General features: G+C 56.2%; 14 protein-coding genes. 2 read left to right on the forward strand and 12 right to left on the reverse strand.

Annotated features, from left to right (window positions below):
* Positions 1-38 precede the first annotated feature (38 nt).
* Genes apaH through lptD form a run of 6 tightly spaced genes read right to left on the reverse strand, consistent with a single transcriptional unit; the run spans position 39 to position 6,774 of the window.
* Positions 39-887 (reverse strand): bis(5'-nucleosyl)-tetraphosphatase (symmetrical) ApaH, encoded by an 849-nt coding sequence (apaH, locus tag E3U32_RS16415; RefSeq protein WP_134349622.1) that lies wholly within the window; start codon positions 885-887, stop codon positions 39-41.
* A gap of 4 nt (positions 888-891) precedes the next feature.
* Entirely contained in the window at positions 892-1,269 is a 378-nt protein-coding gene (apaG, locus tag E3U32_RS16420; RefSeq protein ID WP_134349623.1) for a Co2+/Mg2+ efflux protein ApaG, read from the reverse strand.
* 3 nt (positions 1,270-1,272) lie between these two features.
* On the reverse strand, positions 1,273-2,094 hold the full coding sequence (gene rsmA / locus E3U32_RS16425) for a 16S rRNA (adenine(1518)-N(6)/adenine(1519)-N(6))-dimethyltransferase RsmA (RefSeq protein WP_010427042.1): 822 nt from the start codon (positions 2,092-2,094) through the stop codon (positions 1,273-1,275).
* Complete coding sequence (pdxA, locus tag E3U32_RS16430; RefSeq protein WP_134349624.1) at positions 2,091-3,077, reverse strand: 4-hydroxythreonine-4-phosphate dehydrogenase PdxA; 987 nt, start codon at positions 3,075-3,077, stop codon at positions 2,091-2,093. The genes rsmA and pdxA overlap by 4 nt, the downstream gene beginning before the upstream one ends.
* Positions 3,077-4,363: a peptidylprolyl isomerase SurA gene (gene surA, locus E3U32_RS16435; RefSeq protein WP_134349625.1), complete on the reverse strand. Its 1,287-nt coding sequence runs from the start codon at positions 4,361-4,363 to the stop codon at positions 3,077-3,079. The genes pdxA and surA overlap by 1 nt, the downstream gene beginning before the upstream one ends.
* Before the next feature lie 53 nt (positions 4,364-4,416).
* Positions 4,417-6,774, reverse strand: a complete 2,358-nt coding sequence (gene lptD / locus E3U32_RS16440; RefSeq protein ID WP_134349626.1) for an LPS assembly protein LptD — start codon at positions 6,772-6,774, stop codon at positions 4,417-4,419.
* Between the two features lie 239 nt (positions 6,775-7,013).
* Here lptD and djlA point away from each other — a divergent pair, with 239 nt between their 5' ends.
* Complete coding sequence (gene djlA / locus E3U32_RS16445) at positions 7,014-7,829, forward strand: co-chaperone DjlA (protein ID WP_134349627.1); 816 nt, start codon at positions 7,014-7,016, stop codon at positions 7,827-7,829.
* A gap of 29 nt (positions 7,830-7,858) precedes the next feature.
* Here the strand turns inward: djlA and rluA are convergent, their stop codons facing one another.
* The 6 genes from rluA to araB form a co-directional block, all read right to left on the reverse strand.
* Positions 7,859-8,518, reverse strand: a complete 660-nt coding sequence (gene rluA, locus E3U32_RS16450) for a bifunctional tRNA pseudouridine(32) synthase/23S rRNA pseudouridine(746) synthase RluA (protein WP_134349628.1) — start codon at positions 8,516-8,518, stop codon at positions 7,859-7,861.
* 12 nt (positions 8,519-8,530) lie between these two features.
* Positions 8,531-11,437: an RNA polymerase-associated protein RapA gene (gene rapA, locus E3U32_RS16455; RefSeq protein ID WP_134349629.1), complete on the reverse strand. Its 2,907-nt coding sequence runs from the start codon at positions 11,435-11,437 to the stop codon at positions 8,531-8,533.
* Positions 11,438-11,564: 127 nt separating this feature from the next.
* A complete protein-coding gene (gene polB / locus E3U32_RS16460; protein ID WP_134349630.1) occupies positions 11,565-13,922 on the reverse strand; it encodes a DNA polymerase II in 2,358 nt (785 codons plus the stop codon).
* Between the two features lie 74 nt (positions 13,923-13,996).
* Positions 13,997-14,692 (reverse strand): L-ribulose-5-phosphate 4-epimerase, encoded by a 696-nt coding sequence (araD, locus tag E3U32_RS16465; RefSeq protein WP_134349631.1) that lies wholly within the window; start codon positions 14,690-14,692, stop codon positions 13,997-13,999.
* 47 nt (positions 14,693-14,739) lie between these two features.
* Entirely contained in the window at positions 14,740-16,242 is a 1,503-nt protein-coding gene (araA, locus tag E3U32_RS16470; RefSeq protein ID WP_134349632.1) for an L-arabinose isomerase, read from the reverse strand.
* Positions 16,243-16,252: 10 nt separating this feature from the next.
* A complete protein-coding gene (araB, locus tag E3U32_RS16475; RefSeq protein WP_134349633.1) occupies positions 16,253-17,962 on the reverse strand; it encodes a ribulokinase in 1,710 nt (569 codons plus the stop codon).
* 337 nt (positions 17,963-18,299) lie between these two features.
* Here araB and araC point away from each other — a divergent pair, with 337 nt between their 5' ends.
* On the forward strand, positions 18,300-19,145 hold the full coding sequence (gene araC / locus E3U32_RS16480; protein WP_116342460.1) for an arabinose operon transcriptional regulator AraC: 846 nt from the start codon (positions 18,300-18,302) through the stop codon (positions 19,143-19,145).
* Positions 19,146-19,255: the final 110 nt, after the last annotated feature.

Here is a 19,255-nt window from a genome sequence, read left to right on the forward strand (position 1 = left end):
TGATTTTCCCTCTCCCGGCCGGGAGAGGGAATAATGTATCAGGAGGCAACGGCCTCGCCTTCTCCTAAGTCCAGCTGTCGGTTGGACGGCTGAATAAAGTAAGCTTTATCTTCCCAGCGTAAGCAGGTTAACTCCCCGCCCCAGCAGCATCCGGTATCAAGACCGTAGATCCCTTCCGGTGTCCCTTTTCCTTCCAGTGCAGCCCAGTGACCAAATACCACGCTGTACTCGCTTGTCACCGGCCCCGGAATAGCAAACCACGGTTTGAGCGGGGCGGGCGCGCTTTCCGGTGTCTCTTTGGAATACATGTCCAGCTGTCCGTTCGGAAAGCAGAAACGCATGCGGGTGAAGGCGTTGGTGATAAAACGCAGACGAGCCAGACCGCTGAGCTCCTCGCTCCAGTGGTTTGGCATATCGCCATACATGGCATCAAGGAAGAAAGGATACGAGTCGCTCGCTAACACCGCCTCTACGTCACGCGCGCAGGTTTTCGCCGTCTCAAGATCCCACTGCGGGGTAATCCCGGCATGCGCCATGACCAGCTTTTTCTCTTCGTCGATCTGCAGAAGTGGCTGACGGCGCAGCCAGTTGATCAGCTCGTCGGCGTCCGGCGCATCCAGCAGTGGGGTGAGGCGATCTTTAGGTTTGTTACGGCTGATCCCGGCGAAAACCGCCAGCAGATGCAGATCGTGATTGCCCAGGACCATGCGTACGCTGTCGCCCAGCGATTTGACGAAACGTAATACTTCAAGAGAGCCGGGGCCACGCGCGACTAAATCGCCCGTCAGCCAGAGCGTGTCCTGTCCTGGCGTAAAGTCGACCTGCTTTAATAATGCGATCAGTTCATCGTAGCAACCGTGAACGTCGCCAATCAGATATGTAGACATTAGATTAATGAATGAGTGTTGTAACGGCGAGACGGAACACAGGAATGGCAACGCGGAAACTATTGCCATCGACGTCGACCATTTCATAATGGCCTTGCATGGTACCCATTGGCGTTTCAATAACCGCGCCGCTGGTATATTGGAACTCTTCTCCAGGATCGATGTGGGGCTGCTCACCGACCACACCTTCACCCTGTACTTCGATTTCACGGCCATTGCCGTTAGTAATAAGCCAGTAACGCCCAAGCAGCTGCACAGGCATCCGCCCCAGGTTGCGAATGGTCACGGTGTAAGCAAAGACAAAACGTTCTTCATCCGGTGAGGATTGCGATTCAACATAGACGCTTTGTACATGGACACATACGCGGGGCGAATCAATCATGGCTTAACTCTCCTTCGGCGGCGCATTTTCGCTGATGTAATTAGCCAGCTTGCAGTACTGCTCTACGGAAATGTTCTCCGCACGCATTGCCGGGTCGATTCCAAGCTCAGCTAACACCTCAACGGTGAACGAATTGCTCAGGCTGTTACGGATCGTTTTTCGGCGCTGGTTAAAGGCTTCCGTGGTGACGCGGCTCAGTACACGCAGATCTTTCACCGGGTACGGTTTCGTTTTGTGCGGTACCAGGCGTACAACCGCAGAATCCACTTTCGGTGGCGGCGTAAAGGCGGATGGCGGAACTTCGAGTACCGGAATCACGTTGCAGTAATATTGTGCCATCACGCTTAAACGACCATACGCTTTACTATTAGGGCCTGCAACCAGACGGTTAACAACCTCTTTTTGCAACATGAAGTGCATGTCGGCAATGGCATCAGTATAGCTAAACAGATGGAACATCAGCGGCGTGGAGATATTGTACGGCAGGTTACCGAACACGCGCAGCGGCTGGCCCATTTTCTCTGACAGCTCGCCAAAGTTCATGGTCATCGCATCCTGCTGATAGATAGTCAGCTTCGGCCCGAGGAACGGGTGCGTTTGCAGGCGTGCGGCCAGATCGCGGTCAAGTTCGATTACGGTCAGTTCGTCAAGACGCTCGCCGACCGGCTCGGTCAGTGCAGCAAGACCCGGGCCGATTTCGACCATAGCCTGCCCTTTCTGCGGATTAATGGCAGACACGATGCTTTCGATCACGAACTGATCGTTGAGGAAGTTTTGCCCGAAGCGTTTACGGGCTAAGTGGCCCTGATGGACTCGATTAGTCATTGAGTATTAACAATCATTTTGATGGCGAGATTAAGCGCCGTAATAAAACTGCCGACATCCGCTTTCCCCTGGCCTGCCAGATCCAGCGCAGTACCGTGGTCAACGGACGTTCGAATAAAAGGTAAACCGAGGGTGATATTCACCCCGCGGCCAAAGCCCTGGTATTTTAGCACGGGCAGGCCCTGATCGTGGTACATCGCGAGCACGGCGTCGGCATTATCCAGGTATTTCGGCTGGAAAAGGGTATCTGCAGGCAGCGGCCCGCTTAAGTGCATCCCTTTTGCGCGCATCTCTTCAAGTACCGGAATAATGGTATCGATCTCTTCGGTTCCCATATGCCCGCCTTCGCCAGCGTGCGGATTCAGGCCGCAAACCAGAACGTGCGGCTGCTTGATGCCGAATTTAGTTTGCAGGTCATGATGCAGGATCCCGATGATCTCCCGCAGCAGTTCCGGGGTGATGGCATCCGGAATGGCCTTAATGGGCAGATGGGTTGTCACCAGAGCAACGCGCATCTCTTCCGTCGCCAGCATCATCACCACTTTCGGGCTGCGCGAGCGTTCTTCAAAGAACTCCGTGTGCCCGGTAAACGGAATACCGGCTTCGTTAATCACACCTTTGTGTACGGGGCCGGTGATCAAAGCGGCGAACTCACCGTTCAGGCAGCCGTCGCAGGCGCGCGCCAGCGTATCAACGACGTAATGACCGTTTTCCGTGCTGAGCTGGCCCGGAATGACAGGCGTACGAAGGGGAACAGAGAGAAGCGTGAGCGTACCGGCTTGCTGCGGTGCAGGCTGTTGACCTTCAACGTAAGGGATGAGCGTTAAAGGCAGACCGAGCAGCGTGGCCCGGTTTTGTAACAGTGTTGCATCAGCGCAGACGACCAGTTCTACCGGCCAGCTGCGCTGGGCAAGCTGGACAACGAGATCAGGTCCAATCCCGGCGGGTTCGCCGGGAGTGATAACAACACGATGTTGTTTCATTAGTTGCTCAGGACTTTCACGTAAGCGCTGGCGCGTTGTTCCTGCATCCACGTTGCCGCTTCTTCAGAGAACTTACGGTTAAACAGCATACGGTAGGCTCTGTCTTTCTGCGCCGCATCGGTTTTATCAACGTTACGGGTGTCCATCAGTTCAATCAGATGCCAGCCAAACGAAGAGTGTACCGGCGCACTGAGTTGGCCTTTGTTCAGCTTCATCAATGCATCGCGGAATGCCGGATCGTAAATATCTGCCGCTGCCCAGCCCAGATCGCCGCCCTGGTTAGCAGAGCCTGGATCCTGAGAGAACTCTTTTGCTGCATTTGCGAACGAGGTTTTACCGCTCTTAATGTCAGCAGCAATCTGTTCCAGCTTCGCCCGCGCCTGATCGTCAGTCATGATCGGTGACGGTTTCAGAAGGATGTGGCGAGCGTGAACTTCGGTGACGGAAATATTCTGGCTCTGACCGCGCAGATCGTTCACTTTCAGAATGTGGAAGCCCACACCTGAACGGATTGGACCGACGATATCGCCTTTCTTGGCCGTACTCAGTGCCTGAGCGAAGATGGATGGCAGTTCCTGAATACGTCCCCAGCCCATCTGGCCGCCTTTCAGCGCCTGTTGGTCCGCGGAGTAGGTGATAGCCAGCTTGCCAAAGTCGCCGCCGTTGCGCGCTTGTTCAACGATAGAACGCGCCTGGCTTTCTGCTTCCGCAGCCTGGTCGGACGTTGGGTTCTCTGGCAGCGGGATCAGAATGTGGCTCAGATTCAGCTCAGTGCTGGCATCGTTCTGGTTACCCACCTGTTTTGCCAGCGCCTCCACTTCCTGAGGCAGGATAGTCACGCGACGGCGTACTTCGTTGTTACGTACTTCCGAAATCAGCATCTCTTTACGGATCTGGTTACGGTAGGTGGCGTAGCTGATGCCGTCATAGGCCAGACGGCTGCGCATCTGGTCTAAAGACATATTGTTCTGCTTCGCGATGTTAGCGATCGCCTGATCGAGCTGCTCGTCAGTGACCTTCACACCCATTTTCTGCCCCATCTGGAGAACGATCTGATCCATGATCAGACGCTCCAGGATCTGGTGGCGCAGCGTGGCGTCATCCGGAAGCTGCTGACCTGCTTCGCCCGAATTGAGCTTCACCGATTTCATCAGACCGTCAACGTCACTTTCGAGCACGACGCCGTTGTTAACCACAGCAGCGACTTTATCAACAACCTGGGGGGCCGCGAAGCTGGTATTCGCAACCATAGCGACACCGAGCAGCAGCGTTTTCCAGTTCTTCATACTTTTTCCATTTCAATTAACCGCAAAGCGGATTACGTTGCAAATCAAGCACATTACAAGGAGCTACGGTACGGCAGAATGTTCGAGCGCAGCATTTTCTGCGTACCCAGACCGTAGTTGGAACTCAGGCCGCGTAACTCGAAGTTAAAGCCAATCACGTTATCGTATTTGCTCTGATTGTTGTTGGTATCCCAGCCGTTAAGCTTACGTTCGTAACCGACGCGCAGCGCGTAACAGCAGGAGTTATATTGCAGGCCTACCATCTGGTCAGCTGCTTTACTGGTGTTGGTGTCAAAGTAGTAAGCCCCTACGATTGACCAACGGTCGGCGATTGGCCAACTCGCTGCGCCACCCACCTGAGAAATACCGTCTTTATACTGTTCTCCAGTGCCATAGTTTGGCAATGTGGCCTGAATATATTCCGGGCTGGCATAACGATAGGTAAACTGCACCATACGATCTTCATCCCGGCGATATTCAATGGCCGCTGTGCTGTTGGCAATATTGTCGAGACGGGTGTCATACTGAACGCCGCCACGCAGGCCCCAACGATCGGTCATACGCCAGTATGTATCGCCAGCCCAAATCAGCGAACCTGTCTTGTTATCTTTCTCCCACTTAATATTGTCATCGCCAGTGCGTGACTCGGTGAAGTAGTAGATTTGACCAACAGAAACGTTAAAACGTTCAACGGCAGCATCATCATAAACGCGTGATGTGACCCCGGTCGTTAGCTGGTTCGCTGATGCGATGCGGTCAAGGCCACCGTAGGTACGGTCGCGGAACAGGCCGCTATAGTCAGACTGCAGTAAAGAGGAGTCGTAGTTATTGATGTTGCTCTGATCGCGATAAGGCACGTACAGATACTGCATACGTGGCTCCAGCGTCTGGGTATAGCCATCCGCCAGAAGACCCATATTGCGTTCGAAGATCAGCTTACCGTCCATTTTGAACTGCGGAAGCGTACGGTTTACAGATTCTTCCAGGTGACCGGTATTGTTCGGATTTGCGTTGTAATCATCAATGTTTTTCTGCTGATAGTGCGTCGCCATCAGCTTGGCTTCAGTGTTCAGGCTCGCCCAGTCGTTAGACCATGGCAAGTTGATGACGGGCTCCAGGTGAACACGGGTTGCTTCCGGCATAGTGGAATTCGTGTTTACAAAATGCACGGCCTGGCCATAAATACGGGTATCGAATGGACCTACGTCATTTTGGTACCAGTTAACGTCCAACTGAGGTTCAGCACCATAGGTACTCGCCGTCTGGCTGGAGAACACCTGGAACTGCTTGCTTGTTACCGTCGCATCGAAGTTCTGCACCGCATAGCCAGCGCTGAAGATCTGCGTGGCATAACCATCAGTACTCGAACCGTATTTTGATGAGAAATCGTTGAAGTAGCTCGGGTCACTGACCTTGGTGTAGTTGACGTTGAAACGCCAGACCTGATCCATCACCCCGGAATGCTGCCAGAAATACATCCAGCGGTGTTTATTGCCTTCGGTCGGATGCTCGTCCTGGAAGACTTTATCCGACGGCAGGTAATCCAACTCCATCAGACCTGCGCCAGCATGTGTCAGATAGCGGAATTCGTTTTCCCACATGATGTTGCCGCGCTTATGGATATAGTGCGGCGTGATCGTCGCATCCATGTTTGGCGCGATGTTCCAGTAATACGGCAGGTAGAACTCAAAATAGTTCGTGGTGCTGTATTTGGCATTCGGGATCAGGAAGCCGGAACGACGTTTGTCACCTACGGGAAGCTGCAGATAAGGGCTATAGAAAATAGGTACAGGACCGAGCTTAAAGCGGGCGTTCCAGATCTCCGCGACCTGCTCCTCGCGGTCATGGATCACTTCGCTGCCCACTACGCTCCAGGTATTTGAACCCGGCAGACACGACGTGAACGTGCCATTTTCCAGGATCGTATAGCGGTTTTCACCACGCTGTTTCATCAGGTCTGCGTCACCGCGCCCCTGGCGACCCACCATCTGGTAATCACCTTTCCAGACGTTAGTATCTTTAGTATTCAGGTTTGACCAGGCTTTCGGACCTTTCAGGATGACCTGATTGTCGTCATAGTGCACATTACCCAGCGCATCCACCGTTCGTACCGGCTCGGCCGCACCTTCCGGCTGCTTCTGGTGCAACTGCACTTCATCTGCCTGCAGGCGGCTATTGCCCTGGTTAATATCCACATTGCCCGTAAACGTGGCATTGTCAGGATAGGTACCTTTAGAACTGTCTGCAGTAATGGTTACCGGCAAGTTATTTGTATCGCCACTCACCAGTGGGCGATTATAACTTGGGACGCCAAGCATACACTGCGAGGCGAGATCGGCCGCCAGCCCCTGTTGACTGTACAGGGCGGTGCCAATCATTGTGGCCAGGAGGGTGGGGATACGTTTTTTCATACGTTGTATTTTATTGTTCCGTCATCAGTGGCTACGGCTTACAAACGCTCAGAGACTATCTTACTCATCTGCGCAGTACCAGCGTTAATCCTGCCCGTTTGCGTGCCAGAGTGTTAGGCTCGCTATCGAATGACGAGTATGATAAAGCAAATTATAGGCGATGTCCTTCAATTGACCGTGACTTGAACACAGTGATGATGACGTTGCGTCGGCCAGGAATATGACTATCCGGGGAGTATATGCAGTATTGGGGTAAAATAATCGGCGTTGCGTTCGCCATCATCATGGGTGCCGGGTTCTGGGGAATTGTGCTTGGGCTTATTATCGGCCATATGTTTGATAAGGCGCGCAGCCGCAAAATGGCCTGGTTTGCCAATCAGCGCGAGCGTCAGTCCCTCTTTTTCTCCACCACCTTTGAGGTCATGGGGCATTTAACCAAATCCAAAGGGCGTGTAACAGAAGCCGATATTCAGATTGCCAGCGTCTTTATGGATCGCATGAGCCTGCACGGTGACTCCCGTCTGGCAGCGCAAAATGCATTTCGCATCGGTAAATCGGATAACTATCCGCTTCGCGAAAAAATGCGTCAGTTCCGCAGCATCTGCTTCGGACGTTTTGATTTAATTCGGATGTTTCTGGAAATTCAGATCCAGGCGGCCTTCGCCGACGGTTCGCTTCATCCCAATGAACGTGATGTGCTGTACGTCATTGCGGAAGAGCTGGGCATCTCCCGTATGCAGTTCGATCAGTTCCTGCGCATGATGCAGGGCGGCGCGCAGTTTGGCGGTGGCTATCATCAGCAGTCGTCTGGCGGTACCTGGCAGCAGGCGCAGCGTGGTCCGACGCTGGAAGATGCCTGCAACGTGCTTGGCGTAAAGCCCTCTGACGATCAGACCACGATTAAACGTGCCTATCGTAAGCTCATGAGCGAGCATCATCCGGACAAACTGGTCGCGAAAGGCTTACCGCCGGAAATGATGGAGATGGCGAAGCAAAAGGCGCAGGAAATCCAGAAGGCCTACGAGCTCATTAAAGAGAAGAAAGGTTTCAAATAAGAAAAAGCCCGACAGCGTCGGGCTTTTTTTTAGAAGTCCACCGGGGCTTTAAACGTCATCGTGTTACCGAAGGCCGGATGGGTGATGGTGAGCGTCTGTGCATGAAGCTGCAGACGTGGCGCTAACGCCAGCGCTTCAGGCGGGGCGTAAAACCGGTCGCCCAGAATCGGATGGCCCAGCGCGAGCATATGCACGCGCAGCTGGTGTGAGCGTCCGGTAATCGGCTTAAGCAGGACGCGCGCGGTGTTATCCGGCGCGTACTCCAGCACTTCATACTCGGTCTGCGCGGCCTTGCCGGTTTCATAACACACCTTCTGCTTTGGCCGGTTCGGCCAGTCGCAAATCAGCGGTAAATCCACCAGACCTTCCGCCTGCGCGGGATGACCCCAGACGCGGGCGACATACTGCTTTTTCGGCTCGCGCTCGCGGAACTGACGTTTTAATTCGCGTTCCGCGGCTTTATTCAGCGCCACCACAATCACGCCGCTGGTGGCCATGTCCAGGCGATGGACGGACTCTGCCTGAGGATAATCACGCTGAATACGCGTCATCACGCTGTCTTTGTGCTCATCCAGACGCCCCGGCACGGACAACAAGCCGCTGGGCTTATTGACCACCATAATGTGCTCATCCTGATACAGAATGACCAGCCAGGGATCCTGCGGCGGATTGTAAGGCTCCATCACCATCTTGCGCTCCGTTTACTGATGCGTCACAACGATAAGACGCAAGGCATCCAGACGCCAGCTCGCCTGATTCAGGCTTTCCAGCACCTGCTGACGGTTGCTTTCAATCGCCGCCAGCTCGTCGTCACGGATGTTAGGATTGACTGCTTTTAAGGCTTCCAGACGTGACAGCTCCGCAGACAGTTTCTCGTCGGCTTCACTGCGCGCGGCATCAATTAGCGCTCTGGCTGCTTTTTCAATCTGGGTTTCGCCCAGTTGCAGAATGGCATGCACATCCTGTTGTACCGCGTTGACCAGTTTACTGCCCGTATGGCGGTTCACCGCGCTCAGCTGTCGGTTGAAGCTCTCGAATTCAACCTGTCCCGCCAGGTTAGTGCCGTTTTTGTCCAGCAGCAGGCGGACAGGCGTCGGCGGCAGGAAGCGGGTGAGCTGAAGCTGTTTCGGCGCCTGCGCTTCCACAACATAAATCAGTTCCACCAGCAGGGTACCCACAGGCAACGCCTTGTTTTTCAACAGGGAGATAGTGCTGCTGCCGGTATCGCCAGACAGGATCAGGTCCAGGCCGTTGCGGATCAGCGGATGTTCCCAGGTGATGAACTGAGCGTCTTCACGGGACAGCGCCACATCACGCTCGAAGGTGATGGTGCAGCCATCCTCTGGCAGGCCCGGGAAATCCGGAACCAGCATGTGATCGGACGGGGTCAGGACAATCAGGTTCTCGCCGCGGTCGTCCTGGTTAATGCCAACGATGTCGAACAGATTCATGGAGAAGCTGATCAGGCTGGTGTCATCATCTTGTTCTTCAATGCTCTCGGCAAGCGCCTGCGCTTTTTCACCGCCGTTGGAGTGGATCTCCAGCAGGCGATCGCGACCCTGCTCCAGCTGTGCTTTCAGCGCGTCGTGCTTCTCACGGCAGGACTTGATCAGCTCATCGAACCCTTCCGCGTTTTCCGGCGCGGCCAGGTAGCCGATCAGATCGCCATGCACCTGATCGTAAATCGTGCGGCCCGTCGGGCAGGTATGTTCAAACGCATCCAGACCTTCATGGAACCAGCGAACCAGCACGGACTGGGCGGTTTTTTCCAGATAAGGCACGTGGATCTGAATATCATGCGCCTGGCCGATACGATCCAGACGACCGATACGCTGCTCCAGCAGATCCGGGTTAAACGGCAGATCGAACATCACCAGGTTGCTGGCGAACTGGAAGTTACGGCCTTCAGAACCGATCTCAGAACACAGCAGAACCTGCGCGCCGCTGTCCTCTTCCCCGAACCACGCCGCGGCGCGGTCGCGCTCAACGATGGACATGCCTTCGTGGAACACGGCGGCACGAATACCTTCGCGTTCACGCAGGACCTGCTCCAGCTGCAGCGCAGTAGCCGCTTTGGCGCAGATCACCAGCACTTTCTGGGCGCGGTGCGCGGTCAGGTAGCCCATCAGCCACTCCACGCGCGGATCGAAGTTCCACCAGGTGCCGGTATCACCTTCAAATTCCTGGTAGATTTGTTCCGGGTAGAGCATGTCGCGAGCGCGCTCTTCCTGGGTTTTGCGCGCGCCCATAATGCCGGAGACTTTAATCGCCGTCTGGTACTGCGTCGGCAGCGGCAGTTTGATGGTGTGCAGTTCGCGTTTCGGGAAGCCTTTCACGCCGTTACGGGTGTTACGGAACAGGACGCGGCTGGTGCCGTGGCGGTCCATCAGCATGTCGATAAGCTCTTTACGCGCCGAGTCCGCGTTATCGCCTTCACTGTTGGCAGCCTGCAGCAGCGGTTCAATATCCTGCTCACCAATCAGATCGCTCAGGGTGTTGAGTTCGTCATTTGAAAGACGTTTGCCCGCCAGCAGCATGGCAACGGCATCCGCGACCGGACGGTAGTTATTCTGTTCTTCTACAAACTGCTCGAAATCGTGGAAACGATTTGGGTCGAGCAGACGCAGACGGGCGAAGTGGCTCTCCAGACCCAGCTGCTCCGGCGTTGCGGTCAGCAGCAGGACGCCCGGTACGCGCTCGGCAAGCTGCTCGATAGCCATATATTCGCGGCTCGGCGCGTCTTCGCTCCACACCAGATGGTGCGCTTCATCGACCACCATCAGGTCCCACTCGGCATCGCACAGATGCTCAAGACGCTGCTTGCTGCGGCGGACGAAGTCCAGGGAGCAGATCACCAGCTGTTCGGTTTCGAACGGGTTATCGGCGTCATGCTGGGCTTCAGCATAACGTTCGTCGTCAAACAGGGAGAAGCGCAGGTTAAAGCGGCGCAGCATTTCGACCAGCCACTGGTGCTGCAGGGTTTCAGGAACCACAATCAGCACGCGCTCGGCAGCGCCGGAAAGCAGCTGTTGATGCAGGATCATGCCCGCTTCAATGGTTTTACCCAGTCCCACTTCATCAGCCAGCAGCACGCGCGGGGCGTGACGACGGCCCACGTCATGAGCAATATTCAGCTGGTGCGGGATCAGACTGGTACGCTGGCCGCGCAGGCCGCTCCACGGCATGCGGTACTGTTCACTCTGAAACTTACGTGCGCGATAGCGCAGGGAGAAGCGATCCATACGATCGATTTGCCCGGCAAACAGGCGATCCTGCGGCTTGCTGAATACCAGCTTGCTGTCGAGCAGCACTTCACGCAGGATGACATCGGACTCGTCGGTGTCCAGGCGAGTCCCAATGTAGGCGAGCAGTCCATTCTCTTCTTTTACGTCTTCAATCTTGAGCTGCCAGCCGTCATGGCTGGTCACGGTGTCACCCGGATTAAACATTACGCGGGTCACAGGGGAGTCATTGCGAGCGTACAGGCGGTTTTCACCGGTGGCAGGGAAAAGGAGGGTTACCATGCGCGCATCGACTGCAACGACGGTTCCTAATCCAAGTTCGCTTTCTGTATCGCTGATCCAGCGTTGACCAAGTGTAAAAGGCATAGTTGTTCGGCTCTAATCTTTAATTGCAGGCAATAGTTCGACCCCGTCAAAAAAGGCGGTCATCGAAAAATGGGTCCGGGAATGGAAAGGGCGCTATGGTACTGGATGGCAGCCATTTCGTCACGCGTCAAAATAGGCCAAGTTGCCCTGTCACTAGTGTAGCAAAGTCGTCGTCGATGAAGGGCAAAATTCCGTCTGCCACCGGCTGAAGCTGACGCGTCAGATAGTGTTCGTAATCCAGAGGAGAATGTTGATAATCCACGGGTTCCGGGCCGCTAATGGTCCAGACGTATTTGATGGTTCCCCGGTTTTGATACTGCGGCGCGCGGCCGCGGCGGACGTTTTCTTCATCCGCCAGGCGCGCGGCGCGTACGTGTGGAGGCACGTTGCGCTGGTACTCTGCGAGCGGGCGGCGCAGGCGTTTGCGATACACCAGCTGCGCGTCAAGTTCACCCGCCATCAGGCTGGCTATCGTCTCGCGCACGTAGTCCTGATACGGCTCATTGCGAAACACCCGCAGATAGAGCGTTTGCTGGAACTGCTGCGCCAGCGGCGTCCAGTCGGTGCGCACCGTCTCCAGCCCTTTAAAGACCATCCGCTGCGCGTTGCCCTCCTGAATCAGCCCGGCGTAGCGCTTCTTGCTGCCCTGATCGGTACCGCGAATGGTAGGCATTAAAAAACGGCTGAAGTGGGTTTCAAATTCCAGCTCCAGCGCGCTGGTTAACCGCTCTTTTTGCAAATGTTCCTGCCACCAGCCGTTCACAAAGGCGACCAGCGCGTTGCCGATTTGCGCGGCGTCCTCGTCTGAATGTGCCCCCTTAAGCCACACAAACGTGGAGTCCGTGTCGCCGTAGATGACGTCATAGCCCTGGGATTCAATCAGCGCTTTGGTCTGGCGCATAATCTCGTGCCCGCGCATGGTGATCGAGGAGGCCAGCCGTGGGTCAAAGAAGCGGCAGGCGCTGGTGCCCAGCACGCCGTAAAAGGCATTCATAATGATTTTCAGCGCCTGTGAAAGCGGCTTGTTGCCGTGGCGCTTGGCCTCGTCGCGGCCGTGCCAGATGTTTCCCACAATCTCCGGCAGGCAGTGTTTTTCCCGTGAGAAGCGTGCGCCGAGGAAGCCTTCCGTGCTGTGTTCATCATCCGGCTGCGCCATGCCCTCAATCAGCCCGACGGGATCGATCAGGAAGGTGCGGATAATCGACGGGTAGAGGCTTTTGTAATCCAGGACCAGAACGGAGTCATACAATCCTGGCCGGGAATCCATGACGTAGCCGCCGGGGCTGGCCTGCGGCGGCACGTCCCCGAGGTTGGGGGCGACATACCCTGCCCGGTGCATCCGGGGGAAATAAAGATGGCTAAAGGCCGCTACGGAGCCGCCGTGCCTGTCAGCCGCAAGGCCGTTTACGGTTGCGCGCTCCAGCAGGAACGGCATGATCTCGGTTTTGTGGAAAATCTGCGTAACCAGTTCGCAATCTTTCAGGTTATAGGTGGCGAGCGCCGGTTTGTCTTCGTTAAAGCGCCGGTCAATCTCATCCATTCTGTCCCAGGGGTTGTCGATGGATTTACCCTCACCAAGCAGCTCCTGCGCGACCGCTTCGAGGGAGAAGGAAGAGAAGCTCCAGAAGGCGGATTTCAGCGCCTCGATGCCGTCGATAATCAGGCGGCCGTTGGCCTGCGCGAAGAAGACGCCGTTCTTAAAACCGTGTTCTCGCCATTCCAGCTCGCTGTTACCGCGCCCGAGCATCAGCGGGATGCGATACCGCTCGGCGTGTTTTTGCAGCACGCGCAGGTCGAATTGCACCACGTTCCAGCCGATAAGGACATCGGGATCGTAGTCGGCAAACCACTGGTTCAGCTTCTCCAGCAGCTGTGGTCGGCTGTTGACATACTCAAGTCGGAAATCCAGCGCGGACGCATCACCTTTCGGCGGCCCAAGCATATAGACAACCCGATCGCCGCACCCTTCCAGCCCAATACAGTACAGCTCACCGTGGCGGGTGGTTTCGATATCCAGCGACACCCATTTTAGCGGCGGACGATAGTGCGGATTTGGCTTCAGGCGCGCGTTGATAATTTTGCCGTTTTGCGGGGAGCCATCGACCCAGACGGGAGCGGTAATAAACCGCTCCATCAGAAAGCGTTCGGGTGGGCGAATATCCGCTTCGTACAGCGTCACGCCTGATTCGCGGAGCAGTTTTTCATAGCGCATCAGCTGGCGATGGGCGCGACAGTAGAGGCCATAAACCGGCTGGCGGTGGAAGTCTTTCAGTTCAAGGGGAGTGATGCGCCAGCCATTTTCACCGCGCAGCAGCTGTTTCACTTTTTCGACGTGAGGTTCTGGAATAAAAGCCACGGATTCCTGCGGCGGAAGCGTCACCTGTAGCGGGCCGTGGTCCGTTGCCAGCCAGAATTCAACCTCGGTGCCCTGAGGTGTATCCCGCCAGTGTCGGGTCAGTAAAAAGCCTTCTTGCGCCTGCGCCACACCGTTATCCCATCAAACAAAACCAGGCCTGATTATAGCCTGGTTGAATATTTTATGCTGGGTATATATACAGTTTACTGCCCGTAATAGGCTTTTGCACCGTGCTTGCGCAGGTAATGCTTGTCCAGCAGGGTTTGCTGCATGTCCGGGAGCTGTGGCGCCAGTTGGCGACAGAAGATCCCCATGTAGGCGACTTCTTCCAGCACGATGGCGTTATGCACCGCATCTTCCGCGTTTTTGCCCCAGGCAAAGGGACCGTGGGAGTGCACCAGCACGCCGGGCATTTGCGCCGCGTCGATCCCCTGTTTCTCAAAGGTTTCGACAATCACGTTGCCCGTTTCCCACTCATACTCGCCGTTAATCTCCGCATCGGTCATGAGGCGGGTGCAGGGAATGGTGCCGTAAAAGTAGTCCGCGTGGGTGGTGCCGGTCGCCGGGATGGACTGGCCCGCCTGCGCCCAGATGGTGGCATGGCGCGAATGGGTATGCACAATGCCGCCGATGGTCGGGAATGACTGGTACAACAGGCGGTGGGTTGGCGTATCGGAGGAGGGTTTTTTCTTACCTTCGACCACTTCGCCGGTCTCGATGCTGACAACCACCATATCTTCTGCGGCCATCACCGTGTAATCCACGCCGGAAGGCTTGATCACGAACACGCCCATTTCGCGGTCGACGGCGCTCACGTTGCCCCAGGTCAGCGTCACCAGGTTATGCTTTGGAAGCGCCAGATTGGCTTCAAGTACCTGACGTTTGAGATCTTCTAACATTGTTGTCTCCCTGCCCGGCGGCGCAGCACCGCCGGGCATTCCGTGCTTTAGCGTTTTGAACCGTAATAGACTTCATTCCAGCGCAGCGAATCTTTGAAGGCTGGCAGGCGGGTATCGTTATCAATCACGGTCAGTTCGATGTCGTGCAGCTCGGCGAACTGACGCATATCGTTCAGATCCAGCGCATGGCTAAACACGGTGTGGTGCGCGCCACCTGCGACGATCCAGGCTTCTGACGCGGTAGGCAGGTCAGGCTGTGCTTTCCACAGGGCGTTGGCGACCGGCAGTTTTGGCAGAGAGTGTGGTGTTTCAACGGCATCGACGCAGTTCACCAGCAGGCGGAAACGATCGCCCAGATCGATCAGGCTGGCGTTGATGGCCGGGCCGGTGCGGGTGTTGAAGATCAGACGAGCCGGATCGGCTTTTCCGCCAATTCCGAGGTACTGCACGTCCAGGATCGGTTTCTCTTCAACAGCAATAGACGGGCAAACTTCCAGCATGTGTGAGCCGAGCACCAGGTCGTTGCCGTTTTCGAAGTGGTAGGTGTAGTCCTCCATAAAGGAGGTGCCGCCCTGCAGACCGGTCGACATCACCTTCATGATGCGAAGCAGAGCGGCAGTTTTCCAGTCGCCTTCACCGGCAAAGCCGTAGCCCTGCTGCATCAGACGTTGTACTGCCAGACCTGGCAGCTGTTTCAGACCGTGGAGATCTTCAAACGTCGTGGTAAAGGCGTGGAAACCGCCCTGTTCCAGGAAGCGCTTCATGCCCAGCTCGATGCGCGCCGCATCCAGCACGTTCTGGCGCTTATCGCCGTTGATTTGTGCCGCAGGTGTAAGGCGGTAGCTGCTTTCGTACTCATCCACCAGCGCGCTTACGTCGCCGTCGCTGATTTCATTGACTACCTGTACCAGGTCGCCCACGGCCCAGGTATTCACGGAGAAGCCAAACTTGATCTGCGCGGCCACTTTGTCGCCGTCGGTCACGGCCACTTCACGCATGTTGTCGCCAAAGCGCACCACTTTCAGGTGGCGGGTATCCTGTTTAGAGACCGCCTGACGCATCCAGGAGCCGATACGCTTCTGTGCCTGGCCGTCCTGCCAGTGGCCGGTTACCACCGCGTGCTGCTGACGCATGCGCGCGCCGATGAAGCCGAACTCGCGGCCGCCGTGCGCGGTCTGGTTCAGGTTCATGAAGTCCATGTCGATGCTGTCCCACGGCAGGGAGGCGTTGAACTGGGTATGGAACTGCAGCAGCGGCTTGTTGAGGATAGACAGGCCGTTGATCCACATTTTGGCCGGTGAGAAGGTGTGCAGCCACACCACCAGACCTGCGCATTTATCGTCGTAGTTCGCGTCGCGGCAGATATGGGTGATCTCATCCGGCGTCGTGCCCAGCGGTTTCAGCACCAGTTTGCACGGCAGTTTGGCTTCTGCGTTCAGGGCGTTAACGACGTGCTCCGCGTGTTTCGTCACCTGTTGCAGCGCTTCCGGTCCGTACAGGTGCTGGCTGCCAATCACAAACCATACTTCATAATGATTAAAAATGGTCATCGTCGTGTCCTTAATGGGTCAGGGTTGCCGTCGTGTCCGCGGTGTGTTTTGACGGGGCGGCGACAGGGAGATAGTGAAGTTCGGCGCTTTTTGCCCATTGCTGGTAGCGCTGATAAAGCTGTTCAAAGCGTTGTGCCTGCTGGGCTCGCGGCTGGAGCGTGTTTTCAACGGCGCTTGCCATATGCTGCTGCGCGGTCGGGATATCCGCATGGACGCCTGCGGCAACCGCAGCGAAAATCGCCGCGCCCAGCGCGCAGCACTGATCGGAAGCGACAATTTGCAGCGGACGGTTCAGCACGTCGCAGCAGGCCTGCATGATCACCGGGTTTTTACGGGCGATACCGCCCAGCGCCATCACGTTATTCACGTCGATGCCCTGTTCGGTGAAGCACTCCATAATCGCGCGGGCACCGAAGGCGGTGGCGGCAATCAGGCCACCAAACAGCGCGGGTGCGTCGGTTGCGAGGTTGAGATCGGTAATGACGCCTTTCAGGCGCTGGTTAGCACCGGGTGTACGACGGCCGTTGAACCAGTCCAGCACCACCGGGAGATGATCGAGGGACGGATTTTTTGCCCAGGCATCGGTGAGCTGGGGCAGGAGCTGTTTTTTACTCTCAGCAATCTGCGTTTTCAGTTCTGGATGTGCCGCCGCCAGCCGATCCAGCGGCCAGCCCAGCACGCGCCCAAACCAGGCGTAGATATCGCCAAAGGCGGACTGGCCAGCTTCGAGGCCGATAAAATCTGGCACTACGCTGCCGTCAACCTGGCCGCAGATGCCCTTCACCGCGCGGTCGCCGACGCTGGCTTTATCTGCCGTCAGGATGTCGCAGGTGGAGGTGCCGATCACTTTCACCAGCGTATTAGGCTGTGCACCGGCGCCCACGGCCCCCATATGGCAGTCAAACGCGCCGCCGGAGATCGCCACGTTCTGCGGCAGGCCGAGGCGCTTCGCCCACTCTTCACAGAGCGTGCCGACGGGAATATCGGCGGTGAAGGTGTCGGTAAACAGCGGATATTTCAGATTTTTGTTGATGATTGGGTCGAGTTCGTCGAAGAAGGCTGCCGGTGGCAGACCTCCCCAGCTTTCATGCCAGAGTGATTTATGCCCGGCGCTGCAGCGGCCGCGGCGGATATCCTGCGGCCGCGTAGTGCCGGAGAGCAGAGCGGGAACCCAGTCGCACAGTTCAATCCAGGAGACCGCCGCCTGGGCAACCGATGCATCCTCGCGGGTAACGTGCAGGATCTTGGCCCAGAACCATTCGCTGGAGTAAATCCCGCCGATGTAGCGGGAGTAGTCTGTTTTGCCCGGCTGATGGCACAGGCGGGTGATGGCTTCGGCCTCTTCCACCGCGGTATGGTCTTTCCACAGCACGAACATGGCGTTCGGGTTGTCGGCAAACTCAGGGCGCAGCGCCAGCACGCGGCCTTCGGCATCCACGGGGGCAGGCGTGGAGCCGGTGCTGTCGACGCCAATGCCGACAATTTCCGCCCGCTGGACGTCAGTCAGTTCAGCGAGCACGGTTTTGATTGCCGCTTCCATCGATTCAATGTAGTCACGCGGGTGGTGACGGAACTGGTTGTTTGGCGCATCGCAGTAGCGCCCCTCTTGCCAGCGCGGGTACCACTCAACGCTGGTTGCTATCTCCTGGCCGGACGTACAGTCCACTGCCAGCGCGCGAACCGAATCGCTGCCAAAATCGAGGCCAATCGCAATTGCCATGGTGTTGCTCCATCGGAAAAACAGGTATGGAAGAACATTAGAGACTGGGGGCGAAAATCGTCAGGCAGGATCCGCTAATCTTATGGACTAAATTGCTGTCACAACGGAAAGTGTGACGCTGTGCAAATATTCAATGTGGACATTTCTGCCGCACTTATAGACACTTTTGTTACTGCTTATCTGCCTGCTCTGGCGGAGAAATCAGGGGGAAAGGCTGAAACATGGCGGACGTAAAAGCGGCGTGATGATTTTTGGATCTTTTCGCGGGCCATTTTTAACCTGCTTTTAATGATATGGACAATTGGTTTCCTTCAGGACCCTTGGGAGAACTGAATCTATGGCCGAAACGCAAAACGATCCCCTGCTGCCGGGATACTCGTTTAACGCACACCTTGTGGCGGGGCTGACCCCTATCGAGGCTGAGGGATATCTCGATTTTTACGTCGACCGACCGCTCGGGATGAAAGGATATATTCTTAACCTGACCGTGCGAGGGGAAGGGATCATCAAGAACGGTGACCAGCAGTTCGTCTGCCGCCCCGGCGATATCCTGCTGTTCCCGCCGGGGGAGATCCACCATTACGGCCGCCACCCTGATGCCAAAGAGTGGTATCACCAGTGGGTCTACTTCCGTCCACGCGCCTACTGGCAGGAGTGGCTTTCGTGGCCGGCTATTTTTGCGCATACCGGTTTTTATCGTCCGGATGAGGTTCATCTGGCGCAGTTTCGCGAGCTTTTTGCCCAGATTATTGAGGCGGGGCAGGCAGGAGGGCGTTATGCCGAACTGCTGGCCATTAACCTGCTCGAGCAGGTGCTGCTGCGTCGGATGGAAGCCATCAACGAATCGCTTAACCCGCCGCTGGATAACCGCGTGCGCGACGCCTGTCAGTACATCAGCGACCACCTCGCCGATAGCCAGTTTGATATTGCCAGCGTTGCTCAGCATGTTTGTCTGTCGCCGTCGCGGCTGTCGCATCTGTTTCGTCAGCAGCTTGGCGTTAGCGTGTTGAGCTGGCGTGAGGATCAGCGCATCAGCCAGGCGAAGCTTCTGCTCAGCACCACCCGGATGCCGATTGCCACCGTGGGACGTAACGTAGGCTTTGAAGATCAGCTCTATTTTTCTCGCGTATTTAAAAAATGCACCGGAGCCAGCCCGAGTGAATTCCGCGCGGGATGTGAATAAACGGTAAAAAAAGATAAACAAACAGGTGAATGCGGAAAGCAGCCTGTAAACTATTCAGACAATTGTTGCCTTGACGCGGTGCGGGGCGCTAAGCAGAATCGCTGATTCGT

The organism is Lelliottia nimipressuralis, assembly GCF_004402045.1.
Lineage (GTDB): Bacteria > Pseudomonadota > Gammaproteobacteria > Enterobacterales > Enterobacteriaceae > Enterobacter > Enterobacter chinensis.